General features: G+C 60.7%; 26 protein-coding genes and 1 other RNA gene. 11 read left to right on the forward strand and 16 right to left on the reverse strand.

Features of this window, described 5'->3' with window-relative positions:
* Nucleotides 1-51 precede the first annotated feature (51 nt).
* Genes FHT93_RS11295 through rimP form a run of 3 tightly spaced genes read right to left on the reverse strand, consistent with a single transcriptional unit; the run spans nucleotide 52 to nucleotide 3,011 of the window.
* A complete protein-coding gene (locus FHT93_RS11295) occupies nucleotides 52-738 on the reverse strand; it encodes an RNA-binding protein (protein ID WP_112542849.1) in 687 nt (228 codons plus the stop codon).
* A complete protein-coding gene (gene nusA / locus FHT93_RS11300) occupies nucleotides 738-2,342 on the reverse strand; it encodes a transcription termination factor NusA (RefSeq protein ID WP_112970192.1) in 1,605 nt (534 codons plus the stop codon). Before nusA ends, FHT93_RS11295 begins: the two co-directional genes overlap by 1 nt.
* A 60-nt stretch (nucleotides 2,343-2,402) precedes the next feature.
* A complete protein-coding gene (rimP, locus tag FHT93_RS11305; RefSeq protein WP_113016182.1) occupies nucleotides 2,403-3,011 on the reverse strand; it encodes a ribosome maturation factor RimP in 609 nt (202 codons plus the stop codon).
* A gap of 244 nt (nucleotides 3,012-3,255) precedes the next feature.
* On the opposite strand from rimP, the gene FHT93_RS11310 reads away from it, so the two are divergent.
* Nucleotides 3,256-4,887, forward strand: a complete 1,632-nt coding sequence (locus FHT93_RS11310; protein WP_113016183.1) for an MFS transporter — start codon at nucleotides 3,256-3,258, stop codon at nucleotides 4,885-4,887.
* 7 nt (nucleotides 4,888-4,894) lie between these two features.
* Complete coding sequence (locus FHT93_RS11315) at nucleotides 4,895-5,350, forward strand: GNAT family N-acetyltransferase (RefSeq protein ID WP_113016184.1); 456 nt, start codon at nucleotides 4,895-4,897, stop codon at nucleotides 5,348-5,350.
* 21 nt (nucleotides 5,351-5,371) lie between these two features.
* Here FHT93_RS11315 and FHT93_RS11320 read toward each other — a convergent pair whose 3' ends face one another.
* The gene (locus FHT93_RS11320) at nucleotides 5,372-6,619 is read right to left on the reverse strand and encodes a lytic murein transglycosylase (RefSeq protein WP_113016185.1); all 1,248 of its coding nucleotides are present in this window, start codon (nucleotides 6,617-6,619) and stop codon (nucleotides 5,372-5,374) included.
* A gap of 14 nt (nucleotides 6,620-6,633) precedes the next feature.
* Entirely contained in the window at nucleotides 6,634-7,239 is a 606-nt protein-coding gene (gene recR / locus FHT93_RS11325) for a recombination mediator RecR (RefSeq protein WP_112542843.1), read from the reverse strand.
* A 57-nt stretch (nucleotides 7,240-7,296) separates the two neighbouring features.
* Here recR and FHT93_RS11330 point away from each other — a divergent pair, with 57 nt between their 5' ends.
* Complete coding sequence (locus FHT93_RS11330; protein ID WP_113016186.1) at nucleotides 7,297-7,914, forward strand: MOSC domain-containing protein; 618 nt, start codon at nucleotides 7,297-7,299, stop codon at nucleotides 7,912-7,914.
* Between the two features lies 1 nt (nucleotide 7,915).
* Here the strand turns inward: FHT93_RS11330 and FHT93_RS11335 are convergent, their stop codons facing one another.
* The 4 genes from FHT93_RS11335 to ffs form a co-directional block, all read right to left on the reverse strand.
* Complete coding sequence (locus FHT93_RS11335; protein ID WP_112542898.1) at nucleotides 7,916-8,527, reverse strand: LysE family translocator; 612 nt, start codon at nucleotides 8,525-8,527, stop codon at nucleotides 7,916-7,918.
* Nucleotides 8,528-8,579: 52 nt separating this feature from the next.
* Nucleotides 8,580-8,903: a YbaB/EbfC family nucleoid-associated protein gene (locus FHT93_RS11340; protein WP_007813855.1), complete on the reverse strand. Its 324-nt coding sequence runs from the start codon at nucleotides 8,901-8,903 to the stop codon at nucleotides 8,580-8,582.
* 19 nt (nucleotides 8,904-8,922) lie between these two features.
* A complete protein-coding gene (locus FHT93_RS11345; RefSeq protein WP_113016187.1) occupies nucleotides 8,923-10,791 on the reverse strand; it encodes a DNA polymerase III subunit gamma/tau in 1,869 nt (622 codons plus the stop codon).
* A gap of 43 nt (nucleotides 10,792-10,834) precedes the next feature.
* Nucleotides 10,835-10,932, reverse strand: an RNA gene (gene ffs, locus FHT93_RS11350) — signal recognition particle sRNA small type.
* 89 nt (nucleotides 10,933-11,021) lie between these two features.
* Between ffs and FHT93_RS11355 the strand changes: the two genes are divergently transcribed.
* The 5 genes from FHT93_RS11355 (at nucleotide 11,022) to FHT93_RS11375 (ending at nucleotide 13,927) form a co-directional block, all read left to right on the forward strand.
* Entirely contained in the window at nucleotides 11,022-11,432 is a 411-nt protein-coding gene (locus FHT93_RS11355; RefSeq protein WP_113016188.1) for an HIT family protein, read from the forward strand.
* Complete coding sequence (gene nudC, locus FHT93_RS11360) at nucleotides 11,429-12,388, forward strand: NAD(+) diphosphatase (protein WP_113016189.1); 960 nt, start codon at nucleotides 11,429-11,431, stop codon at nucleotides 12,386-12,388. Before FHT93_RS11355 ends, nudC begins: the two co-directional genes overlap by 4 nt.
* 47 nt (nucleotides 12,389-12,435) lie before the next feature.
* A complete protein-coding gene (locus tag FHT93_RS11365) occupies nucleotides 12,436-13,131 on the forward strand; it encodes a YafY family protein (protein ID WP_112970185.1) in 696 nt (231 codons plus the stop codon).
* Between the two features lie 70 nt (nucleotides 13,132-13,201).
* A complete protein-coding gene (locus FHT93_RS11370; protein ID WP_112542838.1) occupies nucleotides 13,202-13,423 on the forward strand; it encodes a hypothetical protein in 222 nt (73 codons plus the stop codon).
* Nucleotides 13,424-13,558: 135 nt separating this feature from the next.
* Nucleotides 13,559-13,927, forward strand: coding sequence for a VOC family protein (locus tag FHT93_RS11375; protein WP_112542837.1), 369 nt, complete (start codon nucleotides 13,559-13,561; stop codon nucleotides 13,925-13,927).
* Between the two features lie 49 nt (nucleotides 13,928-13,976).
* Here FHT93_RS11375 and FHT93_RS11380 read toward each other — a convergent pair whose 3' ends face one another.
* Both FHT93_RS11380 and FHT93_RS11385 read right to left on the reverse strand, forming a co-directional pair.
* Nucleotides 13,977-14,831 (reverse strand): prephenate dehydratase, encoded by an 855-nt coding sequence (locus FHT93_RS11380; protein ID WP_112542836.1) that lies wholly within the window; start codon nucleotides 14,829-14,831, stop codon nucleotides 13,977-13,979.
* A 12-nt stretch (nucleotides 14,832-14,843) separates the two neighbouring features.
* Nucleotides 14,844-15,599: a 3-deoxy-manno-octulosonate cytidylyltransferase gene (locus FHT93_RS11385; RefSeq protein ID WP_113016190.1), complete on the reverse strand. Its 756-nt coding sequence runs from the start codon at nucleotides 15,597-15,599 to the stop codon at nucleotides 14,844-14,846.
* Nucleotides 15,600-15,753: 154 nt separating this feature from the next.
* On the opposite strand from FHT93_RS11385, the gene FHT93_RS11390 reads away from it, so the two are divergent.
* Nucleotides 15,754-16,326 (forward strand): cytochrome c family protein, encoded by a 573-nt coding sequence (locus tag FHT93_RS11390; protein ID WP_183847657.1) that lies wholly within the window; start codon nucleotides 15,754-15,756, stop codon nucleotides 16,324-16,326.
* A 158-nt stretch (nucleotides 16,327-16,484) separates the two neighbouring features.
* Here the strand turns inward: FHT93_RS11390 and FHT93_RS11395 are convergent, their stop codons facing one another.
* Entirely contained in the window at nucleotides 16,485-17,432 is a 948-nt protein-coding gene (locus FHT93_RS11395; protein WP_113016192.1) for an AEC family transporter, read from the reverse strand.
* Nucleotides 17,433-17,895: 463 nt separating this feature from the next.
* On the opposite strand from FHT93_RS11395, the gene FHT93_RS11400 reads away from it, so the two are divergent.
* On the forward strand, nucleotides 17,896-18,888 hold the full coding sequence (locus FHT93_RS11400; RefSeq protein ID WP_112542832.1) for an adenosine kinase: 993 nt from the start codon (nucleotides 17,896-17,898) through the stop codon (nucleotides 18,886-18,888).
* Here the strand turns inward: FHT93_RS11400 and FHT93_RS11405 are convergent.
* Nucleotides 18,881-19,420: an SH3 domain-containing protein gene (locus FHT93_RS11405; RefSeq protein WP_112970182.1), complete on the reverse strand. Its 540-nt coding sequence runs from the start codon at nucleotides 19,418-19,420 to the stop codon at nucleotides 18,881-18,883. The genes FHT93_RS11400 and FHT93_RS11405 overlap by 8 nt on opposite strands.
* Before the next feature lie 177 nt (nucleotides 19,421-19,597).
* Here FHT93_RS11405 and FHT93_RS11410 point away from each other — a divergent pair, with 177 nt between their 5' ends.
* The gene (locus FHT93_RS11410) at nucleotides 19,598-20,599 is read left to right on the forward strand and encodes a D-glycerate dehydrogenase (protein ID WP_112970181.1); all 1,002 of its coding nucleotides are present in this window, start codon (nucleotides 19,598-19,600) and stop codon (nucleotides 20,597-20,599) included.
* Nucleotides 20,600-20,621: 22 nt separating this feature from the next.
* On the opposite strand, the gene FHT93_RS11415 is transcribed toward FHT93_RS11410, so the two are convergent.
* The 3 genes from FHT93_RS11415 to recF are packed head-to-tail and all read right to left on the reverse strand — an operon-like array spanning nucleotide 20,622 to nucleotide 23,037.
* A complete protein-coding gene (locus FHT93_RS11415) occupies nucleotides 20,622-21,095 on the reverse strand; it encodes a GNAT family N-acetyltransferase (protein ID WP_183847659.1) in 474 nt (157 codons plus the stop codon).
* The gene (locus FHT93_RS11420) at nucleotides 21,092-21,916 is read right to left on the reverse strand and encodes a molybdopterin-synthase adenylyltransferase MoeB (RefSeq protein ID WP_113209341.1); all 825 of its coding nucleotides are present in this window, start codon (nucleotides 21,914-21,916) and stop codon (nucleotides 21,092-21,094) included. The genes FHT93_RS11415 and FHT93_RS11420 overlap by 4 nt, the downstream gene beginning before the upstream one ends.
* Nucleotides 21,913-23,037, reverse strand: coding sequence for a DNA replication/repair protein RecF (gene recF, locus FHT93_RS11425; RefSeq protein ID WP_183847661.1), 1,125 nt, complete (start codon nucleotides 23,035-23,037; stop codon nucleotides 21,913-21,915). Before recF ends, FHT93_RS11420 begins: the two co-directional genes overlap by 4 nt.
* Between the last annotated feature and the right edge of the window lie 40 nt (nucleotides 23,038-23,077).

A 23,077-nucleotide genomic window follows, 5' to 3' on the forward strand; every position in this document is an offset into this window, starting at 1 on the left:
TCACATACAATCGATCAATGATATTGCGGCCGGCTTCCGCCGGTGACCGCATCATTGTTTTTGCTGGCCAGCGCCGCCCGGTGCCCGGGACTGACCGCCGTTACGGTACTGTTCGAGCATCTTTGCGCGCTTCACTACACCTTCACCCGCCTGCCCTGCAAGCACTGCAGCATGGATAAAAGCATTCTGGCCCATCACCCCTTCCATTTCGCTCTCCGAGAAGAGACGGAAGGAAGGTATTTCCTCCTCGGTTTCCATTCCGAGGTGCCAGGCCTTGCGGGCCTGGTCTATCTTTCTCACGCCGTCGGCGGCGGCATCCGTCGAATGAAACACCGCAAGCGCAGCCCCGCTGCGAATTGCGGCATCCACCTTGGCTGAGCCAGTGACGAGCTGGCCCGCCTTGCGCGCCATGTTCATCATCTGCAGGAGCTGCTGCAGAAACAGCCGCTCCACGCGCTCGCCGAGATCCTCGGCTGCCTTCACATCGGCCTTGAGTGCGCGGGCGAAGAGCTTCTTCGCCACCGCCTTCTCGACCAACGACCGGTCCACCTTCACCCAGCAGCCGCGTCCGGGCAGCTCGCGCTTGAGATCCGGCACCACCGTCCCGTCAGGGGCGGCCACGAAGCGGATCAGCTCTTCCGGCGATCCGCTTTCGCGTGTCACGATGCACATGCGGCCGTTCACGTCGTAACCTGCAAGATCGTCGTCCTCAGGAGATGTGTCCGGCTTCGCCGTCATTACGCTTCCTGCTCGGCTGCGTCGGTTTCGACAGCCTCAGCGTCCTTCGCCAGGTCTTCCTCGGTGATCCAGCCGGCGAGCAGGCGAGCCTGCACAACCATCTGTTCTGCTTCGACGCGGGAAATGTCGAACTTCGAGAACAGGCCCTCGAACTTCTTCGTCTCGCCGTTCTTGCGTTCGGTCCAGCCGACGAGATCGTCGGCCGCGCAGCCTGCGAAGTCCTCGATCGTCTTGATGCCGTCCTCGCCGAGCGCGACCATCATCTGTGCGGTCATGCCGGCGATCTGGCGCAACTCGTCGGAAACACCGAGTGCCTTGCGCTTCTCGTCCATCTCCGCCTCGAGCTTCTCAAGGAACTCGCGAGCGCGGGTCTGGATTTCCTGCGCGGTGTCTTCGTCAAAGCCGTCGATCGAAGAGATTTCATCGAGATCGACATAAGCCAGTTCCTCGACGGCGGCGAAGCCTTCCGAAGCCAGGACCTGACCGACCATCTCGTCGACGTCCAGCGCATCCATGAAGAGGTTGGTACGCTCGTTGAATTCCTTCTGACGGCGCTCGGATTCTTCCGCTTCCGTCATGATGTCGATGTCCCAACCCGTCAGCTGCGAGGCGAGACGGACGTTCTGGCCGCGGCGGCCGATGGCGAGCGAGAGCTGCTCGTCGGGAACGACCACTTCGATGCGCTCTGCATCTTCGTCGAGAACGACCTTGGCGACTTCAGCCGGCTGCAGGGCGTTGACGACGAAGGTCGCCGGGTCCTGCGACCAGGGAATGATGTCGATCTTCTCGCCCTGAAGCTCGCCGACGACGGCCTGAACGCGCGAACCGCGCATACCGACGCAGGCACCGACTGGATCGATCGAACTATCGTTCGAGATCACGGCGATCTTGGCGCGTGAGCCCGGATCGCGGGCAACCGACTTCACCTGAATGATGCCGTCGTAGATCTCAGGCACTTCCATGGTGAAGAGCTTCACCATGAACTGCGGATGCGTGCGCGACAGGAAGATCTGCGGGCCGCGCTGTTCGCGACGGACATCATATACGTATGCGCGGACGCGATCGCCATAGCGCACGTTCTCGCGCGGGATCATTTCGTCACGGCGGATGATGCCTTCGCCACGGCCGAGGTCGACGATGACGTTGCCGTATTCGACGCGCTTGACCGTACCGTTGACGATTTCGCCGGTACGATCCTTGAATTCGTCAAACTGGCGGTCACGCTCGGCTTCGCGCACCTTCTGCACGATGACCTGCTTGGCCGACTGTGCGGCGATACGGCCGAAATCCATCGGCGGCAGCGGATCGGCAATGAAGTCGCCGATGGCGGCGTCGGGGTTGCGGTCGCGAGCCAGCTCCAGCGGGATCTGCGTCGAATAATCCTCGGCCTTCTCGACGACTTCGAGCAGGCGCTGCAGACGGATTTCACCGGTCTTCGGGTTGATGTCGGCGCGGATGTTGGATTCGGTACCGTAACGGGAACGCGCTGCCTTCTGGATGGCATCGGCCATCGCGGCAAGCACGATTTCGCGGTCGATGACCTTTTCGCGCGCCACTGCATCTGCGATCTGCAGAAGTTCGAGCCGGTTTGCACTGACTGCCATTGTATTGTCTCTCCGTCCTTGACTACCCGGGTTCCCGTCCCTGGAGCTTACGTTGATCGGTTATTCTTCGTCGCCCGACGCTTCATTCTGATTTGCAGCCTGTGCCTTTGCCAGCTTGTCGGCGCGCAGTGCATCGCGGATCAGATCGTCGGTCAAAATGAGTTTGGCATCGCTGAGAGCCGTGAAGGGAATGACGACCTTCTGCTCTTCACCATAGGCAATCTGATCACGTTCGATCGTGAACCCGTCGGCGTCCGCTTCGACGATCTTGCCGCGGAAGCGTTTGCGATTGCCGATCATGATCGACGTTTCGCACTTTACGAGGTGGCCCTGCCAGCGAACGAAATCCGACTTCCGCACCAGAGGGCGGTCGATGCCCGGCGAAGACACTTCGAGATGATACTCTTTATCGACCGGATCTTCCACATCGAGCACTGGAGAAATCGCCATCGAGACCTGCTCGCAATCCTCGACGGTCATCGTGCCATCGTTCTTCTCGGCCATGACCTGCATCGTCATGCCGTTCTGATTGAGCATCCGTACACGAATGAGGCGGAAGCCGATGTCGACGATCACGGGTTCGATAATGTCGGCAAGACGCTGGTCAAGCCCGGTCTCGGTGATCAGCCGCGGCTCATGTTGATTGTCTGCGTTTGTCAGATCCGACAAGCGGTGCGCTCCCTGCGATTTCTGGCATTCGGGGTGATCGCGCTAATAAAAAAGAGCGGGTCCTTGCGGCCCACTCTTCATCGTACGATCAAGAATTTGAGTGCCATATAGTCCCGTTTTTCAGAAATTGCAAGGTCGGCGCGGAATCCGCCTCCTTGGCCCCTTGAGCATGCGCTAACCTATGGCGAGTGCTCATCTTCCGCATATATTGCTGTTGCGGCATTACGATAAAAGCGGGGGAAACGTGGCCTATACGTCTTCGACATTTGCGCCTTTGCGGCATGAAACCTACCGCACTATCTGGTTTGCGAGCCTCGCCTCGAATTTCGGCGGCCTGGTCCAGGCCGTCGGTGCCGCCTGGATGATGACGGTCATCACCTCGTCGGAGGATATGGTTGCGCTGGTGCAGACCTCGACGGCGCTGCCGATCATGTTGTTCTCACTGTTCTCTGGGGCTCTCGCCGACAATTATGATCGGCGCCGGATCATGCTCACTGCGCAATCCATGATGCTCGTGGTTTCGGTCCTGCTGACGGCATGCGCCCTTCTCGGCTGGATTACGCCTGGACTGCTTCTCTTCTTCACGTTTCTCATCGGTTGCGGCACGGCGCTCAACAATCCATCCTGGCAGGCTTCGGTCGGTGACATGGTGCCGCGTGCCGATTTGCCAGACGCGGTCACGCTGAACAGCATGGGCTTCAACATTACCCGCAGCGTCGGTCCGGCGATCGGTGGTGCCATCGTGGCGGCTGCCGGTGCCGCTGCGGCTTTTGCGGTGAACGCGCTGAGCTATATTGCTCTCATCTATGCATTGCTTCGGTGGCGGCCGAGTACGCCTGCCTCGACACTGCCGCGCGAGACCCTCGGTAGCGCCATCTTTGCCGGCATGCGTTACGTCTCCATGTCGCCCAATCTCGAAAAGATCCTCCTGAGAGGACTGGTCTTCGGCATTGGCGCAAGCTCCATCCAGGCGCTGCTGCCGGTCGTTGCGCTCGATCTCGTTTCTGGCGGACCACTGACCTATGGTTTCATGCTCGGCGCATTCGGCATCGGCGCGATTGGCGGCGCGGTGCTCAGCCCCAGGCTGCGCGTAATGTTCTCCAGCGAGACGATTATCCGCCTTGCGTTTTCAGGCTTTGCGCTCAGTGCCGTGATCGCAGCGCTCAGCTCAAGCGCCGCACTCACCTCTGCCGGACTTCTGATCGCCGGCGCCTGCTGGGTTTCGGCCCTTTCCCTCTTCAACACCATCGTTCAGCTATCGACGCCGCGCTGGGTGGTTGGCCGTTCCTTGTCGCTGTACCAGACCGTCACGTTCGGCGGTATTGCCGGCGGCAGCTGGCTCTGGGGCATTGTTGCCGACCAGTATGGTCTTTCGGATGCCCTGCTGATGTCGGCTGCCGTCCTGCTGCTTGGCGTTGTTATTGGCTTGCGCTTTTCCATGCCGGCTTTCGCTTCGCTCAATCTCGATCCGCTCAACCGCTTCACCGAGCCCGCTCTCGGGTTGGATATCACGCCGCGTAGCGGCCCGATCGTCATCCAGGTCGGCTACCAGATCGCCGACGAAGACCTGGCCGAGTTCATGACACTGATGGGAGAGCGCCGCCGCATCCGCATTCGCGACGGCGCTCGTAACTGGGCGCTTATGCGCGACCTTGAAAACCCCGGTCTCTGGACGGAAACCTATCACACGCCGACCTGGGTCGAATATATCAGGCATAACCAGCGCCGCACGCAGGCCGATGCCGAAAATACCGACCGGCTTCGTGCGCTTCATCGGGGCGAGGGCCTGCCGCAAGTTCAGCGCATGATCGAACGCCAGGCCATCCCACCTGTCGATGACGTCTTTCACAAGGCGCCGATCGACCTGCATCACTGAGGTCAGCATGCCGGTCTTCCGAAGCGCACGACAATCCGATCTTGCCGTCATCGTCAGGCTGCTTGCCGATGACGATCTCGGCAGCACGCGTGAGGTCGTCTCGGATCCCGTCGATATGCGCTATCTCGCGGCCTTCGCCGCGATAGAGGCTGATCCCAACCAATTGCTTGCCGTCGCGACCGACGAGACCGGCTGCGTTGCCGGCTGTCTGCAGCTGAGCTTTCTTCCCGGCCTTTCACGAACGGGCATGTGGCGGGGCCAGATCGAAAGCGTGCGCATCGCCAGGGGTCATCGCGGCTCCGGGCTCGGTTCGCAATTCATCGAATGGGCGATCGCGCGCTGCAGCGAGCGCGGGTGCGGTCTCGTGCAGCTCACATCCGACAAGGCACGGCTAGAGTCGATCCGTTTCTATGAAAAGCTCGGCTTTGTTGCGAGCCATGAAGGACTGAAGCGCAACCTCTGACCAGGGCATGCGCCTCAGCTGTTACTTCAGCTTGCCCTTCATCGATGCCTCCGGAAAGCAGGTCGGCTTCATGCCGTTCTTTTCCTGCCACTGACCGATCGAGCGGCGTGTCTTGTAGCCGGGCAGGCCATCGGAGCCACCGACATCGTAGCCCTGCCGCTCCAGCGCGCGCTGCATGGCGGCAACGTCCGAGCGCAGCATCTTGCCAACGTCGCCCCATTGTCCCTGGAAGGCACCGGAGCCAAAGGCGATGCGGTCGGCCAGATTGCCGATATAGAGCGCATAGAGGTCGGAGTTATTGTACTCCTTGATGATGTAGAAATTCGGCGTGACGATGAATTCCGGCCCGTCGCGCCCGGCCGGCACCAGCATCATGCCCTGCGCTTTCAACTCGCCGGATGGAAAGCCCTTGCCGGAAATGCGGTCGATGCCGAGCGACGCCCAATGGGAGAGCGGCTTGGCAAGGTCAGGCCCTTCCTGCGCGCAGGAGACGGCTCCCGGGATTGTCACTTCGAACCCCCAGTCGCGATCGCGCTGCCAGCCCTTCTTCACGAGGAAATTGGCAATCGAGGCGAGCGTATCTGGGACCGAGGTCCAGATATTGCGATGCCCATCGCCGTCGAAATCGACGGCATATTTAAGGTAGCTCGTCGGCATGAATTGCGGCTGGCCGAGTGCGCCCGCCGACGATCCCTTGAAATCTGCAGGAGTAACGTCGCCGCCGTCGAGAATATGCAGCGCCGCGATCAGTTCCATGCGGAACATGTCCTTGCGGGTCGACATGAAGGCCTTGGTCGCCAGTACCTCGACGGCGGAATTCGGAATCTTCGCCGCACCGAAGCCGGTTTCGCGTCCCCAGATTGCCAGCACGATCGAACCCGGCACGCCATAGGTCTTTTCAATGCGGCTGAGCGTAGATGCATATTGCGAGGCAAAGCTGCGTCCGGTCACCGCAAGCCGTTTCAGCCGGTCCTCATTGAAATAGGGGCCGGGAGAGGAAAACTCGGCCTGGGTTTGCTTCTGTTCCTTCGGCGGCGGAAAGCCGGGAGGCGCAAGATCGGTCAGGGTCCAATCCAGCTCGACACCGGAAAAGGCGGCGCGGAAAGTCTTTTCCGATATGCCGTTCTTCTTTGCGTCAGGCCAGAGATCGGCCTGCACCCATTTTTCAAACTGCGCTTCGACATCGGCTTTCGAAGGAGCGGCATTGGTGGAGACTGAAAGCGCCAGCAAGGCGGCGCCTGTCAAAACAAGCCGGCCAAAGAAACGCATATTCGCATATCCCCCTAAATTGCCGTGCGCGCTCGAAGCGCCGCCGAAAGCGTGCCCTCGTCGAGATAATCGAGTTCACCTCCCACGGGTACGCCATGCGCCAGCCGCGTGATCTTCACGTTGAGATCCGCAAGCTGATCGGTGATGTAATGCGCCGTCGTCTGCCCCTCGACGGTCGCATTGACGGCGATGATGATTTCCTTGATGCCGCCTTCTCCGACACGATTGATCAGTCCGCGTATGTTGAGATCGTCAGGCCCGACACCGTCGAGTGGCGAGAGCGTGCCGCCGAGCACATGATAGGCGGCATTCAGCGCGCCGGCGCGCTCCAGCGCCCAGAGGTCTGAAACATCCTCGACGACGATGATGACGGACTGGTCGCGCTGTGCATCGGTGCAGACTGTGCAAGGATCGACGGTATCGACATTGCCGCAGCGCGAGCAGATCTTCACCTTGTCATAGGCTTCGCCCATCGCATGCGAGAGAGGACCAAGAAGCTGGTCCTTCTTCTTGATGAGATGGAGTGCCGCTCGCCGCGCCGAGCGCGGCCCGAGGCCCGGCACTTTCGCCAGAAGCTGGATCAGTTTTTCAATTTCGGGGCCGGTGACTCGCTTTGCCATGCGCCGTTCTTAGCTGATATGGAACGAAAACGGAATCGCCGAAGGATCAGCTGACCGATGAAAATCCTCGCAGTCTGCAAGGGCGCAGCTGAACGCTTGCCCGGCAAGAGCTACAAGACCGGTATTTTCAAACATGCCGTCAGCGGTGGCGTCATGATCGATGCCGAAGGTCTCGTCGGCGATGCCATCTGCAACAGAAAACATCATGGCGGCGTCGATCAGGCTGTCTATCTGGAAGGTTCTCTGAGCCTCGACTGGTGGACGAACGAACTCGGCTATCCCGTCGAACCCGGCACTTTCGGCGAAAACCTCGTCATCGAAGGACTGGATAACCGTGACGTCACGGTCGGCGACCGCTTTATTATCAGCGAACTGATCCTTGAAGTGACGTCCTGCCGCATTCCCTGCGCCACTTTCGCAGCAAGGATGGACGATCCGAAATTCGTCAAGCGCTATACCAAGGCGGCACGTCCCGGCATCTATTGCCGCGTGATATCAAATGGGATCGTGGAAGCCGGAATGCAGGTCGAGTACAAGCCATTCCCGGGCGCCCCAGTCACGATGCCGGAAATGATGGAAACCTTCGGACGCCGGCTTTCAGCGGCAGACCGCGAGCGCTATCTGGCGGCGCCCGTTCATTACAAGCTGCGAGCCGTGCTGGAAGCACAGCAATAGTTCAGCGCATAGCGATGGTGACGGCAGCCCCCGCCATCGTTCCCGCGCTCACCCGGTTGGCGATCCGCACAGCACGTCGGCTCTTCAGGAAACCGCGCGCCTTTGCAGCAAGGAACATCCAGCTGAAATCGACAATAGCCAGAACGACGAACAGCGTGACGACGAGTTCGGCCCAGCCGGCAAGCGATACCGAGGGAATGTCGATGATCGACGGCAGAAGGGCCACGTAGAACATCATGATCTTCGGGTTGCCGAGCGCAATCGCCAGGCCGGTGAAAAACATCCGGCCGCGCGAACGTTCCTGCGGCAATTCTTCTTCCTCGACATCAGCTTTGGCAAACCACATCCGCCAGGCGAGATAAAGAAGATAGAGCACGCCCAACCATTTAATGACGACGAAGACGTGGTAGAAGCTTTCGGCGATCGCCGAGAGGCCGGCAATGGCGCAGGTCAGCCAGATCGCATCTCCAGCCCACATGCCGAACAGGAAAGGCAGCACATCGCGCGCGCCTTTCGAAATGACCCGGGCAACGAGCGCTGCAACGCTCGGTCCGGGTGTGCCGGCGGCAATGAAAAGAGCGCCGGCGAAAACCAGCAGCGTCGTCAAGGTCATCATCTCCCGTCTCCTCTTCCGGGGCCAGTTATTACCGGACCAGTCGACGAAATCAGAAAGGCAGCTTGAAACCGGGCGGGATCGGCAGACCGGCCGTCAGCGCCTTGGTCTTTTCGGCAGCGATGGCTTCCGCCTTGTCCTTGGCGTCCTTGTGGGCGGCAACGATCAGATCTTCGAGGATTTCGACATCGTCTTCCTTGAAGAGGGAAGGGTCGATCTTCAGGCTCTTGAGCTCGCCCTTGCCGGAGATGATCACGGTGACCAGCCCGCCGCCGGCCTTGCCTTCGGCAGTCAGCTCGGCGATCTCAGCCTGCATCTGCTCCATCTTGGCCTGCATTTCCTTGACTTTGCCCATCATGCCCATGATGTCGCGCATCGTCTTCTCCTTCTTGAAACTAGAATTCTATGTCGTCGCCGGGCAGGATATCGCCCTCTTCGGATTCGGCTGCGGCAGGTGGTTTGACCTCCTCTGCCTCTTCCTCCGGCGTCGGCGCCCGCACGCGTACGTCGATGATCTTGGCGCCTGGAAACTGGGCCAGGATCGCTGCTACGTCTGGATCCTGGCGGGCATCGCTGACGCGCTGCTCCTGCGCCTTGGTTTCCGCCTCCACCATCGTCGGTCCGCCTTCTTCGCGGCTGGTGCTGACGATCCAATGGATGCCGGTCCATTCCTTGAGCTTGACGGCAAGCTCGTTGAGCAACGTGCCTGGAGCTCCCTCGGTGAGGTTCACATCCAGCCGGCCGGGCTCGATCCGCACTGGCCGTACGAAGTTGCGCACCAGCGCCTTCAGTTTGACGTCACGCCTTTCGGCAGCGAGATCGACGATGTCGCTGATCGAATTGACCCGCACGACCGGCTTCGGCGCTTCTGCCGGCTTCGTCTCGACGCGGCCGACGCTCTGCGGTTCGGGATTGGGCACGGCCCGCAGCATGGCGGTCGGGCCCGAGGGCTGAGGCCGCGGCGCAGGCTCCGGAGCCCGTGCCGTTACGTTCGTCTGGTAGGGAACGCGCGTGCCGCCGCCATTGCCCGAAGGCGCGGGTGAGGATGGACGTGGCGCACCATTTTCAGTGGAAAATTCGGCGAGCCGGCGTGCTGCATCTTCGGGGGCGGGCAGATGCGCTGCATGCGCAAGCCGGATAAGCACCATCTCCGCAGCGCCCGCCGTGCGCGACGAGTTTTCCGTCTCCGGAATGCCCTTCAGGAGCATCTGCCAGATCCGCGAAAGCGTGGTGACCGCGACACCCTGGGCGAATTCCGCCGCCTTGGTGCGCTCGACTTCGCTGAGCGAGGGGTCGTTTGCGGCATCAGGCACATATTTCAGCCGCGTCACCAGATGCGTGAAATCGGCGAGATCCGTCAGTACCACGACCGGGTTCGCGCCGGCCTCGTACTGGCTCTGGAATTCGTTGAGCGCGTTCGCGACGTCACCACGCACGATATGTTGGAAGAGATCGACGATGCGCGCGCGGTCCGCAAGGCCGAGCATGCCGCGCACGGCTTCCGCCTGCACAACGCCGCCGCCATGGGCAATTGCCTGGTCCATCAGCGACAGGCCGTCGCGGGCAGAGCCTTCCGCGGCGCGTGCGATCATCGCCAGCGCATCCGGTTCCGCCTCGATGCCTTCCTTGGCGGCGATCGTCGAAAACAGGCCGACGAGATCGGAAGCGCTGATGCGGCGCAGGTCGAAGCGCTGGCAGCGCGAGAGTACAGTGATCGGAACCTTGCGGATTTCTGTCGTCGCGAAGATGAATTTCACATGCTCCGGCGGCTCTTCGAGCGTCTTCAACAATCCGTTGAAGGCTGCCGTCGAGAGCATGTGCACTTCGTCGATGATATAGACCTTGAAGCGGGCCGAAACCGGCCGGTAGCGCACCTGCTCGATGATCTCTCGGATGTCGTCGATGCCGGTATGCGAGGCGGCGTCCATCTCGATCACGTCGACATGGCGGCCTTCCATGATCGCCTGGCAATGTTCGCCGGGCACGCGAAGGTCGATCGACGGCTTGTCGATGTCGGCCGTCTTGTAGTTCAGAGCGCGGGCCAGAATACGCGCCGTCGTCGTCTTGCCCACCCCGCGAACGCCGGTCAGCATGTAGGCCTGCGCGATGCGACCTGTTTCAAAGGCGTTGGTGAGCGTGCGGACCATCGGCTCCTGGCCGACCATCAGGTCCGTGAAATCCTTGGGGCGGTATTTGCGTGCCAGCACCCGGTATCCGGTGCCCGTCGAGGCGGCATCTTGTGATTGTCGCTCGGTGTCGCTCATCGCCCTGCTTGCGCCCGGAAGCCCGGGCTTCTTGGAAGAGAAGGTGGGAGGCTGGCACGATGACCCGTGCCGGGGCTCGTTAGGGCTGCTTCCTTCCGGACCTGACCCGGTTGGCGAGTGGCTCGTCCACCACCAACCTCCCGGATGCACATATCGGCAAAATCCTCATCAAAAGCAAGCCAAGCTCCAAAAAAACTGCTAGTCCATTGGAAAACATGAGGAGAATGCCTTTGAGCGATTTCGCGCTCGACCCCAGGCTCGAAAACGACAGCACCAGCATCATGGTGGCTGGCCTGTGCGACATCAGGTTATCGAAGGACGCTCGCTGGCCCTGGCTGATCCTGGTGCCGCGCCGGGCGGATATTACAGAGATCTTCGAACTGACGCCGCTTGATCAGGTGCTGCTGACCTTCGAGATCGAACTCGTCTCCGCAGCACTCAAAAAGGTTACGGGTGCCACGAAAATCAATGTCGGGGCTCTTGGCAATATCGTCCGCCAGCTTCATGTTCATGTTATTGCGCGTTCCGAAGGTGATGCGAATTGGCCGGGTCCCGTCTGGGGTTTCGGTAAGGCCGAACCCTACGAGGATGCGACAAGAGACGAATTCATAGCAAAGCTGCGGGAAGCCCTTTCATCATGAGTCATTCGCTTTTCGATTCGGATGTGCCGCATCCGGAACCCAGCAATCTCACCGCCTTTGCCGCCAACGACCTGAACCGTGACAGCGAACATCGCGATGAAGGCTCGGTCGAAAAGGCGCTTGCCCGCGATGGCACGCATATTTTCGCCTTCGCCAAGGACAAGCTGGTGCTCAAGCACGATGGCCAGGTGCTCGATCCGCTGTTTGCTCGCTATGAGCTGCAGGAGCTCAAACCGAATTGGGATGAAATCGTACTGCTCGGCTATCGCAAAACCGGCGAGCCGCGCCTTGCCGTGCCCGTCGGCATTGATGTCGAGGATATGGCGAGCCAGTACAAGCCGGTCGACGGACGCTCGCTCTTCCGTGACGAGCTTGTCGACGAGATGCTGCTCGGCGAGTTCTCCCAGGCAGCAAGCCTCATTCGCTGGAACGGCGACAACCAGTTTTGCGGTCGCTGCGGCTCGGTCATGGAAATCCGTATCGGCGGTTACAAGCGGGTCTGCACCGCCTGCGAGCACATGATCTTCCCGCGGACCGATCCCGTCGTCATCATGCTCACGATCGATGAAGAGCGCGATCTCTGCCTCCTCGGTCGCAGCCCGCATTTTGCGCCGGGCATGTATTCCTGTCTGGCGGGCTTCCTGGAGCCCGGCGAGACGATCGAAAATGCCGTCCGCCGCGAGACACTGGAAGAATCCGGCATCAGGACCGGCCGCATCCGGTATCATGCCTCTCAGCCCTGGCCGATGCCACATTCGCTGATGATCGGCTGTTATGCCGAGGCAAAGTCGCGTGATATCCATCGCGATGAGACCGAACTCGAGGATTGCCGCTGGTTCACCCGCGAGGAAACCATCGAAATGCTGGAGCGTCCTGGCGTCAACGGCAAGGCGTCGCCGCCGAAGGGGGCGATTGCCCATCGACTTATGCGCGATTGGGTCGAGTGGAAACGGTGAGTAGCGGCGGTGCGCACGGATGATCGTCACCTCTGCATGAGGATATAATCATGGTCGCCCGCTCCGAACGGCTGCTGACCCTGCTTCAGACGCTCCGGCGCTATCGGCGGCCGGTCACCGGCATCGTGTTGGCAGAGGAAACGGGCGTCAGCCTGCGCACGCTCTACCGCGATATTGCGAGCCTTCAGGCGCAGGGCGCCATGATCGAGGGCGAGGCCGGCATCGGTTACGTGCTGAAACCCGGCTTCATGCTGCCGCCGATGATGTTTTCCGAGGAGGAGCTGGAAGCATTGGTGCTTGGCTCGCGTTGGGTGGCGCGCGCCGCCGAGCCGCGCCTGGCCAATGCCGGCGCTGATGCGCTGGCAAAGATCGCCGCCGTGCTGCCGCCCGACATGCGCGATATGGTCGATTCGGCCACACTTTTTGTCGGCCGCAAACGGCAGGATGAGGACAAGGCGGATGTTTCGGCCATCCGCAAAGCGATCCGCCTGGAGCGTATTCTTGAACTGCATTATGGCGACGAGCAGGGTCGTGTCTCCCGTCGCCGGGTCTGGCCGTTCGCGCTCGGCTACTTCGAGCATGTGCGCATCATCATGGCCTGGTGCGAACTGCGCCAGGATTTCCGTCATTTCCGCACCGATCGTATCATCGATATGACGATCCACGACACGCGTTATCCGCGCCGCCGCACTGTTCTCCTGAAGGAGTGGCGGGACACGCAGGATACTCCCATCGAGCACTAACGCTACTGCCATAAACTGTCAGCAGGCAGCGCTATTATCAGTACCAGTCCAGCAGGAAGGAGTACTGATCATGGGAATGCCTCAAGTCGTTCAATATGCCGGCCGTCGTACTTCCGTCGAAGCCGGAAAAACCCTCCGTTCACGCCTCGTGCGCCTGTTCGCCGACAGGTTCACCGTAGCATCGTCACGCCGTCCCCGCCTTGATCTCGAGATGTTGCCGCAATGGCGCAAGCGCGATCTCGGCTTTGCGGACGGACAGGACTGGCGCGTCGGCGACGACCTCTTCCGTTAAGGCCGCACGTCGGCTTCATCGAATTTCCTCCCGGTGACGAAGCGGCGCTGTCTATAGCGCTGCATTCGGAAAGCTGCTGCCATTTTATGGCAGCAGCTTTCGGCCGGGCACCGTTCAACCCTGTGGAGAACTGAAATGGCCAGCCCCAATCTTATTATCCTCTATGTCAAGGACCCCGCTGAAAGCGCAGCTTTCTATCGCAATATCCTGAGCCGGGAGCCGGCGGTGGAAGCCCCGAACTTCGTCGCCTTCCCGCTCGACGGCGGCTTCACTCTCGGCCTCTGGCGCCGCAGCAAGGTCGAGCCGCAACCCTCTGCCATCGGCAATCGTGGCGAGGTCGCCTTCATGGTTGACGGTGAGAATGCTGTCGCCAGGCATTACGAAGACTGGCGCAGCCGTGGCCTGCCGGTCGCCCAGGAATTGACCGAACTCGACTTCGGCCCGACTTTCGTCGTGCTGGACCCGGATGGCCATCGCCTGCGTGTTTGTGAGCCGGATAAATAAGTGAGATTTAAGCCTCTCTGACGACTCGACAGAGAGGCTTTTCGCATGCTTAGAGAAGCCCGCGCATCGGATGGCCCTTATAGACGCCAAGGATGCGGACCTTCTCGGAGAAGAAACGCAGTTCCTCCAGCGCTCGGCGCACATGCGCGTCGTTCGGGTGGCCCTCGATATCGGCGTAGAACTGGGTCGCCACGAACTTGCCGCCGAGCTGGTAGCTTTCGAGCTTCGTCATGTTGATGTTGTTCGTCGCAAAGCCACCGAGCGCCTTGTAGAGGGCGGCCGGAATATTGCGGACGTTGAAGACGAAGGTGGTGACGATCTTCTCGTCGTTGGCCGAGCGTTCCGCCCATTCTTCATCGCGCGACAGCACAACGAAGCGCGTGACGTTGTTTTCCGTGTCCTCGACATTCTCCGCGATGATATCGAGACCGTAAAGATCGGCTGCAAGGCGCGGCGCGAGCGCCGCCATCGAGCGGTCGCCGGTTTCCTTGACGAGCTTTGCGGCCCCTGCCGTATCGCCGGCGATCACAGGCTTCCAACCGTTGGCGCGCACGATCTTGCGGCACTGGCCGAGTGCATGGATATGGCTGTGCACAGTGCGGATTTCATCCTTCGTCACACCCGGCAGCACCATGAGCTGAAAGCGGATCGGCATGAAATATTCGCCGATGATGTGCAGGCGCGATTCAGGCAGCAGGTGGTGGATGTCGGCGACGCGCCCCGCGATCGTGTTCTCGATCGGGATCATGCCGATATCGGCATCCCCATTGTCGACCGCCGTGAAGGCATCCTCGAAGGTCTGACAGGGCAGCGGCTCCATCGTCGGAAACATGTCGCGGCTCGCCATGTCGGAATTGGCGCCGAACTCGCCCTGGAAGGCGATCCTGTTGGTCTTGATGTTCATGAGGAAAATCCGTCAGTTGGCCTTCGCGGAGAGAATGCGCCGCGCCTTTTCGAGGTCGGCGGGAGTATCGACACCGAGGGGAACCGTGTCAACGATCTCGGCATCGATGCGCATGCCCGCTTCGAGCGCTCTGAGCTGCTCCAGTGATTCGCGCCTTTCGAGCGTAGAAGGGCCGAGCGAGACGAAACGTTCGAGCGCTGCGCGTCGATAGGCATAGAGCCCGATATGATGATAGAGCGGCCCGTTGCCATAGGGCGCGGTCGTTCGGGTAAAATAGAGCGCGTGCAGGCGACTGGCAGATACCGGCGAACCAACGACTTTGACGATATGCGGCGCGGTCTTGTCCTCGTCATTGTCGATCTCGGTCGTCAGCGTGGCGATGTCGACCGCCTCGTTTTCAAGGGGACGCAGTGCTGCGCGCACCGTCTCCGGATCGATCGTCGGCAGGTCGCCCTGGACATTGACGATGATTTTTGCCTTGCCATCAGGATCGACCTTGGTAAGCGCTTCAAAGATGCGGTCGGAACCGGACTGATGGTCCTGGCGGGTCATGACCACCTCAAAGCCCGCAGCTGCGACGGTATCGAAAACCTGTTGGTCGTCGACGGCAATGATGACCCGGCCAATTGCAGCTTCAGCGGCCCGTTTCGCGACCTGCACGATCATCGGCAAACCGCAAATATCGGCCAGCGGCTTGCCGGGAAGGCGGGTGGAAGTCATCCGCGCGGGGATCAGCACCAGCACGTCATGTAATTTTGAATCCGTCATTGTTCGGGCCTTCTAATCCGGGCTGAAAAGTGGCAAAAAGTCTCACGCACAAGACCATTTAGACAGTTGCAACGAATAGCCAAAAGACATAGGTTCCGCGCAATTTCAAGATGGTCCGGTTTCTGGTCTGCCGGCTGCAAGGGGAGCATTGCAGATGAATTCATACGTCAATACGGCCGTGGGGGCGCTGCTGGGAACGATCTTCGTTCTGATGTCTGTCTCCATCGCGTCCGAGGGGATCTTCCATTCCGAGGCGCCGGAAAAGGAAGGTTTTGCCATCGTCGCCGAAGAGGCACCCGCCGCCGGCGGTGAAGGCGCACCTGCTGCCGTTGCTGTTCCGATTGCCCAGCTTCTTGCCAGTGCGGACGCCAAGGCCGGCGAGACCGTATTCAAGAAGTGTCAGGCCTGTCACGACGGCACCAAAGGCGGACCGAACAAGGTCGGCCCGAATCTCTTTGGTGTCGTAGATCGTCCGATCGCCTCGCATGAAGGCTTTGCATATTCCTCCGCCATGAAGGATTTCTCCAAGGGCAGCAGCGAACATTGGACCTTCGAAAACCTCAACAAGTTCCTGCTGGCACCGAAGAAGGATGTTCCGGGCACCGCCATGGGCTTTGCCGGTCTGCCGAAGGATCAGGACCGCGCCAACGTCATTCTCTATCTGCACACGCTGGCAGATTCACCGGCTCCGCTGCCGGATCCGAATGCTCCGACCGCAACGCACTAAGCAGCGACGATTTTTTCGAGAAGAAGCCCGGTCAAAAGCCGGGCTTTTTTGTTGCCTTGAAGCATGCCGAGCAAAAGTGTGCAGCGAGTTTGCGATAACGACATGCTGAAAACAAAGACTTCAAGCGCGGTCAGCGAATCTGAAGGATCGCGACAGGCTTAAGCGCCGAGAATATAGGCCCAGAAGGAAACCGTGATGGCGCCGAGCGCTGTCGTCACCGTGATCGTCGACGCGGCGAGGCTGTGGCCGACGCCGAAGCGGTTGGCGATCAGCCAGGCATTCACCCCTGTCGGCACCGATGAGGTCAGCACCAGCGCCGCTGCCCATTCGTTGCTGAGACCGAAAACATGGCTTGCTGCCCACACGCAGCCGGGCAACAGCAGCAGCTTGAAGGCTGAGGTTGCGCTGGCGATCCCGACATTGCCGGAGACTCCGTATTTCTGCAGCGCCATGCCGAGCGAAATCAGAGCCGCCGGACCGGCCGTGCCGGCGATCTGCGCGACGACGGAACGGATCGTTGCCGGCATGGTCAGGCCCGAGACGTGAAAGATGGCGCCTGCCACGATGCCGATGACCAGCGGATTGTGCAGCAGGTTCAGGCCGATCTGCTTCAGGACCAGGGTCATGCTGCGGTCGCTCTTGCCGGAAATCTTGCGTTCGGCATGCTCCATCATGATTGTGCCGGCAACCATCATGATCGGCAGATGCACGGCAAGCAGGATGGAAAGGGCGACAAGCCCTTCGCTACCCACGGTGCGCTCGACCAGCGGCAGGCCGATGAAGATATTGTTGGCAAAAGCGGAGGACACGCCGGCAAGCACGCCGATCCGCTCATCACGCCCGAACAAACGCGTAGCGACGATGTGTCCGGCCGCCCATGTCACCGCGACGCCGGAGAAATAGACGAGCCAGAGCCGGAACGGCGACGCGCCGTGGAAGTCGGCCTCGGCGATGGTGCGGAAAAGCAGCAGGGGCACAGCGATCTTGAAGACGAATTCGCTGAGAGCATCGCCGACACTTGCGGTGAGTATTCCGACGCGGACGATCAGCCAGCCGATGAGAATGAGAAGGAAGATTGGAAGAACGTCGAAGATGATGGCTGACATAAACTGCTGCTCTGCGCGGGGATAGCCGAGGTCTAAAGCATGTCGCGCAAAGGTGTACAGCGGTTTTGCGATAGCGACATACGAAAACAAAAGACAGCAAATCGCCGGCCATGACAAATGCCATGGATGCAATATCTTTCGCGGCGCAACAAAAAAAGCGGGCTCGGCCCGCTTTTCCGCATCCGGTCCTGCCGGATAGCCGGTCGCGATGCTGCCAGTTCATCCGTGGTCAGCGTCGTCCCGGTAAGACTGGAGGGATCATCCCTCCCGTAGCCGGCCACACGAGATACCTGCATGCCGGTCTTCCTGATCATGTTTTAGGCAGGCAAGGTGACAGCGGCGTGACGAATAAACGGCAGTTTTGCGAAGTCTTTGGAAGGTGATGTGCTGTTTAGCCTTTCAATACCGGCAAATTTCGCTAAGACCGATTACCGGCTATCACAAATCCGGGACTTCCCATTTCATGACCAAATTCGATGTTCTGACAGTCGGCAACGCAATCGTCGATATTATCGCCCGTTGCGACGACCAGTTCCTCATTGACAACAAGATCACCAAGGCGGCGATGAACCTCATCGATGCCGATCGTGCCGAACTGCTTTATTCCCGCATGGGCCCGGCACTCGAAGCCTCCGGCGGCAGCGCCGGCAATACGGCTGCAGGTGTGGCGAGCCTCGGCGGCAAGGCCGCCTATTTTGGCAAGGTTGCGGAGGACCAGCTCGGCGAGATCTTTGCGCATGATATCCGGGCTCAGGGCGTTCATTATCAGACCCGGGCCAAGGGCACGTTTCCGCCGACCGCACGTTCGATGATTTTCGTTACCGATGACGGCGAGCGTTCGATGAACACCTATCTCGGCGCCTGCGTCGAGCTTGGGCCTGAGGATGTCGAAGCAGATGTGGTGGCTCAAGCCAAGGTGACCTATTTCGAAGGTTATCTCTGGGACCCGCCGCGCGCCAAGGAGGCGATCCTCGATTGCGCCCGCATCGCCCACGAGAATGGCCGCGAAATGTCGATGACACTCTCGGACAGCTTCTGCGTCGATCGTTATCGCGCCGAATTTCTGGATCTGATGCGTTCGGGCAAGGTCGATATCGTCTTCTCGAACCGCCAGGAGGCCCTGTCGCTCTACGAGACGGACGATTTCGAGGAAGCGCTGAACAAGATCGCCAAGGACTGCAAGATTGCCGCCGTCACCATGAGCGAGAACGGCGCCGTGATCCTGAAGGGCAACGAGCGCCACTACGTCGACGCGATCAAGATCAATGAAGTAGTGGATACGACGGGGGCGGGCGATCTCTTCGCGTCGGGTTTCCTCTACGGTTACACGCAGGGCCGTTCTCTCGAAGATTGCGGCAAGCTCGGCTGCCTTGCCGCCGGCATCGTCATTCAGCAGATCGGCCCGCGGCCGATGAAGTCCCTGTCCGAAGCCGCAAAGGAGGCGGGCCTTATTTAAAGGCCTCGCCCGGATAGGCGCCCCAGATTTCCGACTGCGCCACCCAACCTTCGGCGCCGTCGGTCTTTGCGAAACACCACTCTCCGCTGCACTCGCCGATCGTGATCATCACGCCGGGCTCCAGCTTGGCGACGATGCTGGAAGACGGCTGTGCTTCACGGCGGAGATTGACATAGACGCCTTTGCCCTTGCCCTTCATCCACGGCGCGGCAATAGCGGCGCGCTGGCCTGAGAGCAGCGACTGATTGACCCAGCCCTCGGTACCGTCGGCATCGCGGATACGGCGCCAGTTGTCATACTCCTGGACGATTTCGACGGGCAGCCCCGATTTCAGATAGAGCCACGAAACGGCGTAGTCCGTTCCCGGACCGATCCGCAGGTTGACGCGCTTGGACTTCAGCGTCACGAAGCGCGGCAGCGGCAGGCCGCTCGGCCCCTTGGCCGCCTGGGCTTGCGCAAATTCGATGGTGCCTGCCGATACGGCAAAGGCAACCGCCAGGGCGAGGCAGGACTTCATAACTGTGCGACGCATGGAAGCTTCCGTTGGCTCGAATTCGAATCAGGCCCTGCCTGCTCGTCTTCCGGGATTCCCCGGTCGCCTCGCGAGTTTTGTTTGTCTTCGCGTGCGGGTCTGGTAGAAAATGCCCGGAACGGGGAAATGATCGCCCAACTTGGTTAAAGACCTCTGAACAAGGCACAGCAAGCCGCTATGACGACGAAGAAAAAACCGAAGGTCTACATAACCCGCAAGCTGCCTGATGTCGTCGAAACCCGCATGCGCGAGCTTTTCGATGCCGAGTTGAATATCGACGATACGCCGCGATCCGTTCCTGAGCTCGTCGAAGCCGTCAAAACCTGCGACGTGCTCGTGCCGACCGTGACGGATCGTATCGACGCAGCCCTCATCGATCAGGCCGGGCCGCAGATGAAGCTGATCGCCAGCTTTTCGAACGGCACCGATCATATCGATATCGAAGCGGCCGCGCGCCGTGGCATCACCGTCACCAACACGCCGAATGTGCTGACCGAGGACACTGCCGACATGACCATGGCGCTGATCCTCGCCGTGCCACGGCGGATCGGCGAGGGCGCACGCGTGCTGACGGACCGGCCCGGTGAATGGGCTGGCTGGTCCCCCACCTGGATGCTCGGCCGGCGCATTCACGGAAAGCGTATCGGTATCGTCGGTATGGGCCGTATAGGCACGGCCGTTGCGCGCCGCGCCAAGGCTTTCGGCCTGTCGATCCACTATCACAACCGCAAGCGCGTCAATCCCGCGACTGAAGACGAATTGGAAGCGACCTATTGGGAAAGCCTCGACCAGATGCTCGCTCGCGTCGATATCGTCTCGGTGAACTGCCCCTCGACCCCCGCGACCTTCCATCTCCTGTCGGCTCGCCGCCTGGCGTTGCTGCAGCCGACCGCCTATCTCGTCAATACAGCCCGCGGTGACGTGGTCGACGAGGCGGCGCTCATCAAATGCCTGCGGGAGGGGAAGATCGCCGGCGCCGGGCTCGATGTCTTCGAGAACGAGCCCATGGTCAATCCGAAGCTGGTGAAGCTTGCCAATGAGGGCAAGGTCGTATTGCTGCCGCATATGAGCTCGGCAACGATCGAGGGACGTGCGGAGATGGGCGACAAGGTCATCATCAACATTCGCGCCTTCATCGATGGCCATCGCCCACCGAATCGGGTGCTGCCGGGCCGATGACCGCCGGAGCGCGGTCGGCTAGTCAGCCGGCGAGCGCTTTCCTCATTTCGATAAACGTCACCCGTGTAAAACCCGGATGAGATTTCTCTGCGGTCTTTTCAAAGCCCCAGGCAGTGAAGGTCGTGTGATTGCTGACGAGCTCTATCCGAGTCTCGAGCCTCAATGCCGGAAGGCCGAGATCGAGTGCCGTCTCCTCGGCTGTAGCGAGCAGGCGCCGTCCGATACCCTTGCCTTGCGCGGATGGCAGGACCGCGAGTTTTCCAACATAGAGGCAATCTGCCTCGGGCCGCAGGAAAATGCAGCCGACGAGTTGCCCGGCCTTCTCCACGGCATAGGCGATTTCTGCCCTTGCCTTTTCCATCAGCGATTCCACGGTCAGGCGGCTTGCCGAGGAGGGCGGATCGATGCGGCCCTCCATATAGGCGAAGGACGCGAGAATGAGATCGAGCAGCTCGTTCCAGCGCACAAAGCTCTCATCGATGCGAAACGGCGTCATGCGGTCCTGTTCTGCCTCGCGCGCCGACGTTTGTAGCGGATCGTGTCGAAACGGGCAGACAGCGCGTCGTAGAGCAGCAGGCGACCGACTAACGGTTCGCCTGCGCCCGTAATCAACTTGATCGCTTCCATGGCCATCAGCGTGCCGATCACGCCCGTCAGTGCGCCAATGATGCCGGCTTCCGCACAGGCGGGAATCAATCCGGCCGGCGGTGCTTCGGGAAAGAGATCACGATATCCAGGGTTCTGTGTGCCGTCTTCGGCCGACTCATAGGGTTTCAGCACCGTCAGCGATCCGTCGAACCGGCCAACCGCACCTGTCACAAGCGGGATAAGCGCGTTTTCCGCTGCATCGGCCGCCATATAGCGCGTATCGAAATTATCAGAGCCGTCGATCAGGAGATCGAAGCCGGAAAGGTGCAGGCGCGCCGTTTCGGCGGAAAGGCGCTCAGTGAAACGGACGACTTTGATATGCGGGTTTAGCCGAGCGATCGCACTGGCTGCGCTTTCCGTCTTCATTTCGCCGATCGTACCGGAATCGTGGATCACCTGCCGCTGCAGGTTGGAAAGCGAAACACGGTCGTCATCGGCAATACCGAGCGTGCCGACGCCTGCAGCGGCGAGATATTGCAGGATCGGTGCCCCGAGCCCTCCCGCGCCGATGACAAGCACCCGCGCGGCCTTCAGCTTCTGCTGGCCCGCGCCCCCGATTTCCGGCAGCAGGATATGGCGATGATAGCGTGCAATTTCGTCTGGGCTGAGAGGTTCCATGGCCGTGATGCTATCACGCCGCGAACCGCCGGGAGAAGCGCTATCGCTCATTCGAAAACCCTTCCGTCCGCAACCGTGAAAAACTGTGCCCGCTCGCCAAGTGCTGCAAACATCTGACGGTCCGTTCCCGTCATGAAGGCCTGGCCGCCAAGCCCGTCTATGAGGTCGAACAGCGCGGCACGGCGTCCCTCGTCGAGATGGGCGGCAATCTCATCCAGGAGCAGAACCGGCGCATGGCCGGTAAGATTGCCGACGAGCCGTGCATGGGCAAGCACAAGGCCCACCAGCAGGGCTTTCTGCTCGCCGGTGGAGCAGCGCGCCGCATCCATCTGCTTCTCCCGATGATGAACGATGAGATCGGCGCGATGTGGCCCTTCCAGCGTGCGGCCGGCGCCGGCATCGCGGTACCGGTTTGCGGCGAGTGTTGCCGCATACTCATCTTCCAGATCGACCGAGGGCCGGGAGAATTGGCCGTCCATGAAGCCTGAAAGCTGCAGCGATGCCGATGGGAAGGGCGAGATCTCCCGGCTTTCCTCGACGAGTCGCGTCAGCAGGCCGAGCATTTCCTGCCGGGCGAGCGCCATGGCTATGCCGAGGCTCGCCATCTGCTCCTCGATACCGGAAAGCCAGGATGGATCGAAACGGCCTTCGTCCAGCAACTTGTTGCGGCTGCGCATGGCGCGCTCGAAGTCGCTCGCCCGCCTGCCGTGCTCGGGATCGAGCGACAGCACCAGCCTGTCGAGGAAACGCCTGCGGTCCGAGGAGCCGCCGGTAAAGAGCCCGTCCATCGCCGGTGTCAGCCAGAGCACGCGCAAATGATCGGTCAGCTCGTCGACTGTTTTTGCCGTCGTTCCGTTGATGCGCAGCCGTCGCGCCGTCGTCTCGTCGCTGGCATCAATTCCGGTACCGATCTCGACGTTACCTTCCATGCCATCGAGCTCGGCAAAGATCGAAAATCCGCCCGTAGCGCCAACGCGGGTGATATCGCCATAGGCGGCTCGGCGCAGACCGCGCCCCGGTGACAGGAACGAGACCGCCTCCATCAGGTTGGTCTTGCCCGCACCGTTGTCGCCGGTCAACACGACATGCCGGGCGTCGAGCGCAAGCGAGGCCGACGAATAATTGCGAAAGTCGGTCAGCTTCAAACGGGAAAGGGCAACCTTGTGCGGCATCGAATATCCGGAATCATCAAGGCTGACAGTTGGAGCCTTT

The sequence above is a fragment of the Rhizobium sp. BK379 genome (assembly GCF_014193955.1).
In the GTDB taxonomy this organism is placed as follows: Bacteria; Pseudomonadota; Alphaproteobacteria; order Rhizobiales; family Rhizobiaceae; genus Rhizobium.

Bases quoted from the DNA above. Each gene is read 5' to 3' on its own strand.
- FHT93_RS11315 (WP_113016184.1), top strand. From the start codon at position 4,895: ATGCCGGTCTTCCGAAGCGCACGACAATCCGATCTTGCCGTCATCGTC.
- FHT93_RS11385 (WP_113016190.1), bottom strand. From the start codon at position 15,599: ATGACGGATTCAAAATTACATGACGTGCTGGTGCTGATCCCCGCGCGG.
- FHT93_RS11335 (WP_112542898.1), bottom strand. From the start codon at position 8,527: ATGACCTTGACGACGCTGCTGGTTTTCGCCGGCGCTCTTTTCATTGCC.
- FHT93_RS11370 (WP_112542838.1), top strand. From the start codon at position 13,202: ATGGGAATGCCTCAAGTCGTTCAATATGCCGGCCGTCGTACTTCCGTC.
- FHT93_RS11345 (WP_113016187.1), bottom strand. From the start codon at position 10,791: ATGAGCGACACCGAGCGACAATCACAAGATGCCGCCTCGACGGGCACC.
- FHT93_RS11330 (WP_113016186.1), top strand. From the start codon at position 7,297: ATGAAAATCCTCGCAGTCTGCAAGGGCGCAGCTGAACGCTTGCCCGGC.
- recR (WP_112542843.1), bottom strand. From the start codon at position 7,239: ATGGCAAAGCGAGTCACCGGCCCCGAAATTGAAAAACTGATCCAGCTT.
- FHT93_RS11340 (WP_007813855.1), bottom strand. From the start codon at position 8,903: ATGCGCGACATCATGGGCATGATGGGCAAAGTCAAGGAAATGCAGGCC.
- FHT93_RS11395 (WP_113016192.1), bottom strand. From the start codon at position 17,432: ATGTCAGCCATCATCTTCGACGTTCTTCCAATCTTCCTTCTCATTCTC.
- FHT93_RS11405 (WP_112970182.1), bottom strand. From the start codon at position 19,420: ATGCGTCGCACAGTTATGAAGTCCTGCCTCGCCCTGGCGGTTGCCTTT.
- FHT93_RS11380 (WP_112542836.1), bottom strand. From the start codon at position 14,831: ATGAACATCAAGACCAACAGGATCGCCTTCCAGGGCGAGTTCGGCGCC.
- FHT93_RS11390 (WP_183847657.1), top strand. From the start codon at position 15,754: ATGAATTCATACGTCAATACGGCCGTGGGGGCGCTGCTGGGAACGATC.
- FHT93_RS11415 (WP_183847659.1), bottom strand. From the start codon at position 21,095: ATGACGCCGTTTCGCATCGATGAGAGCTTTGTGCGCTGGAACGAGCTG.
- recF (WP_183847661.1), bottom strand. From the start codon at position 23,037: ATGCCGCACAAGGTTGCCCTTTCCCGTTTGAAGCTGACCGACTTTCGC.
- nusA (WP_112970192.1), bottom strand. From the start codon at position 2,342: ATGGCAGTCAGTGCAAACCGGCTCGAACTTCTGCAGATCGCAGATGCA.
- FHT93_RS11320 (WP_113016185.1), bottom strand. From the start codon at position 6,619: ATGCGTTTCTTTGGCCGGCTTGTTTTGACAGGCGCCGCCTTGCTGGCG.
- FHT93_RS11295 (WP_112542849.1), bottom strand. From the start codon at position 738: ATGACGGCGAAGCCGGACACATCTCCTGAGGACGACGATCTTGCAGGT.
- FHT93_RS11420 (WP_113209341.1), bottom strand. From the start codon at position 21,916: ATGAGCGATAGCGCTTCTCCCGGCGGTTCGCGGCGTGATAGCATCACG.
- FHT93_RS11400 (WP_112542832.1), top strand. From the start codon at position 17,896: ATGACCAAATTCGATGTTCTGACAGTCGGCAACGCAATCGTCGATATT.
- FHT93_RS11410 (WP_112970181.1), top strand. From the start codon at position 19,598: ATGACGACGAAGAAAAAACCGAAGGTCTACATAACCCGCAAGCTGCCT.
- FHT93_RS11375 (WP_112542837.1), top strand. From the start codon at position 13,559: ATGGCCAGCCCCAATCTTATTATCCTCTATGTCAAGGACCCCGCTGAA.
- nudC (WP_113016189.1), top strand. From the start codon at position 11,429: ATGAGTCATTCGCTTTTCGATTCGGATGTGCCGCATCCGGAACCCAGC.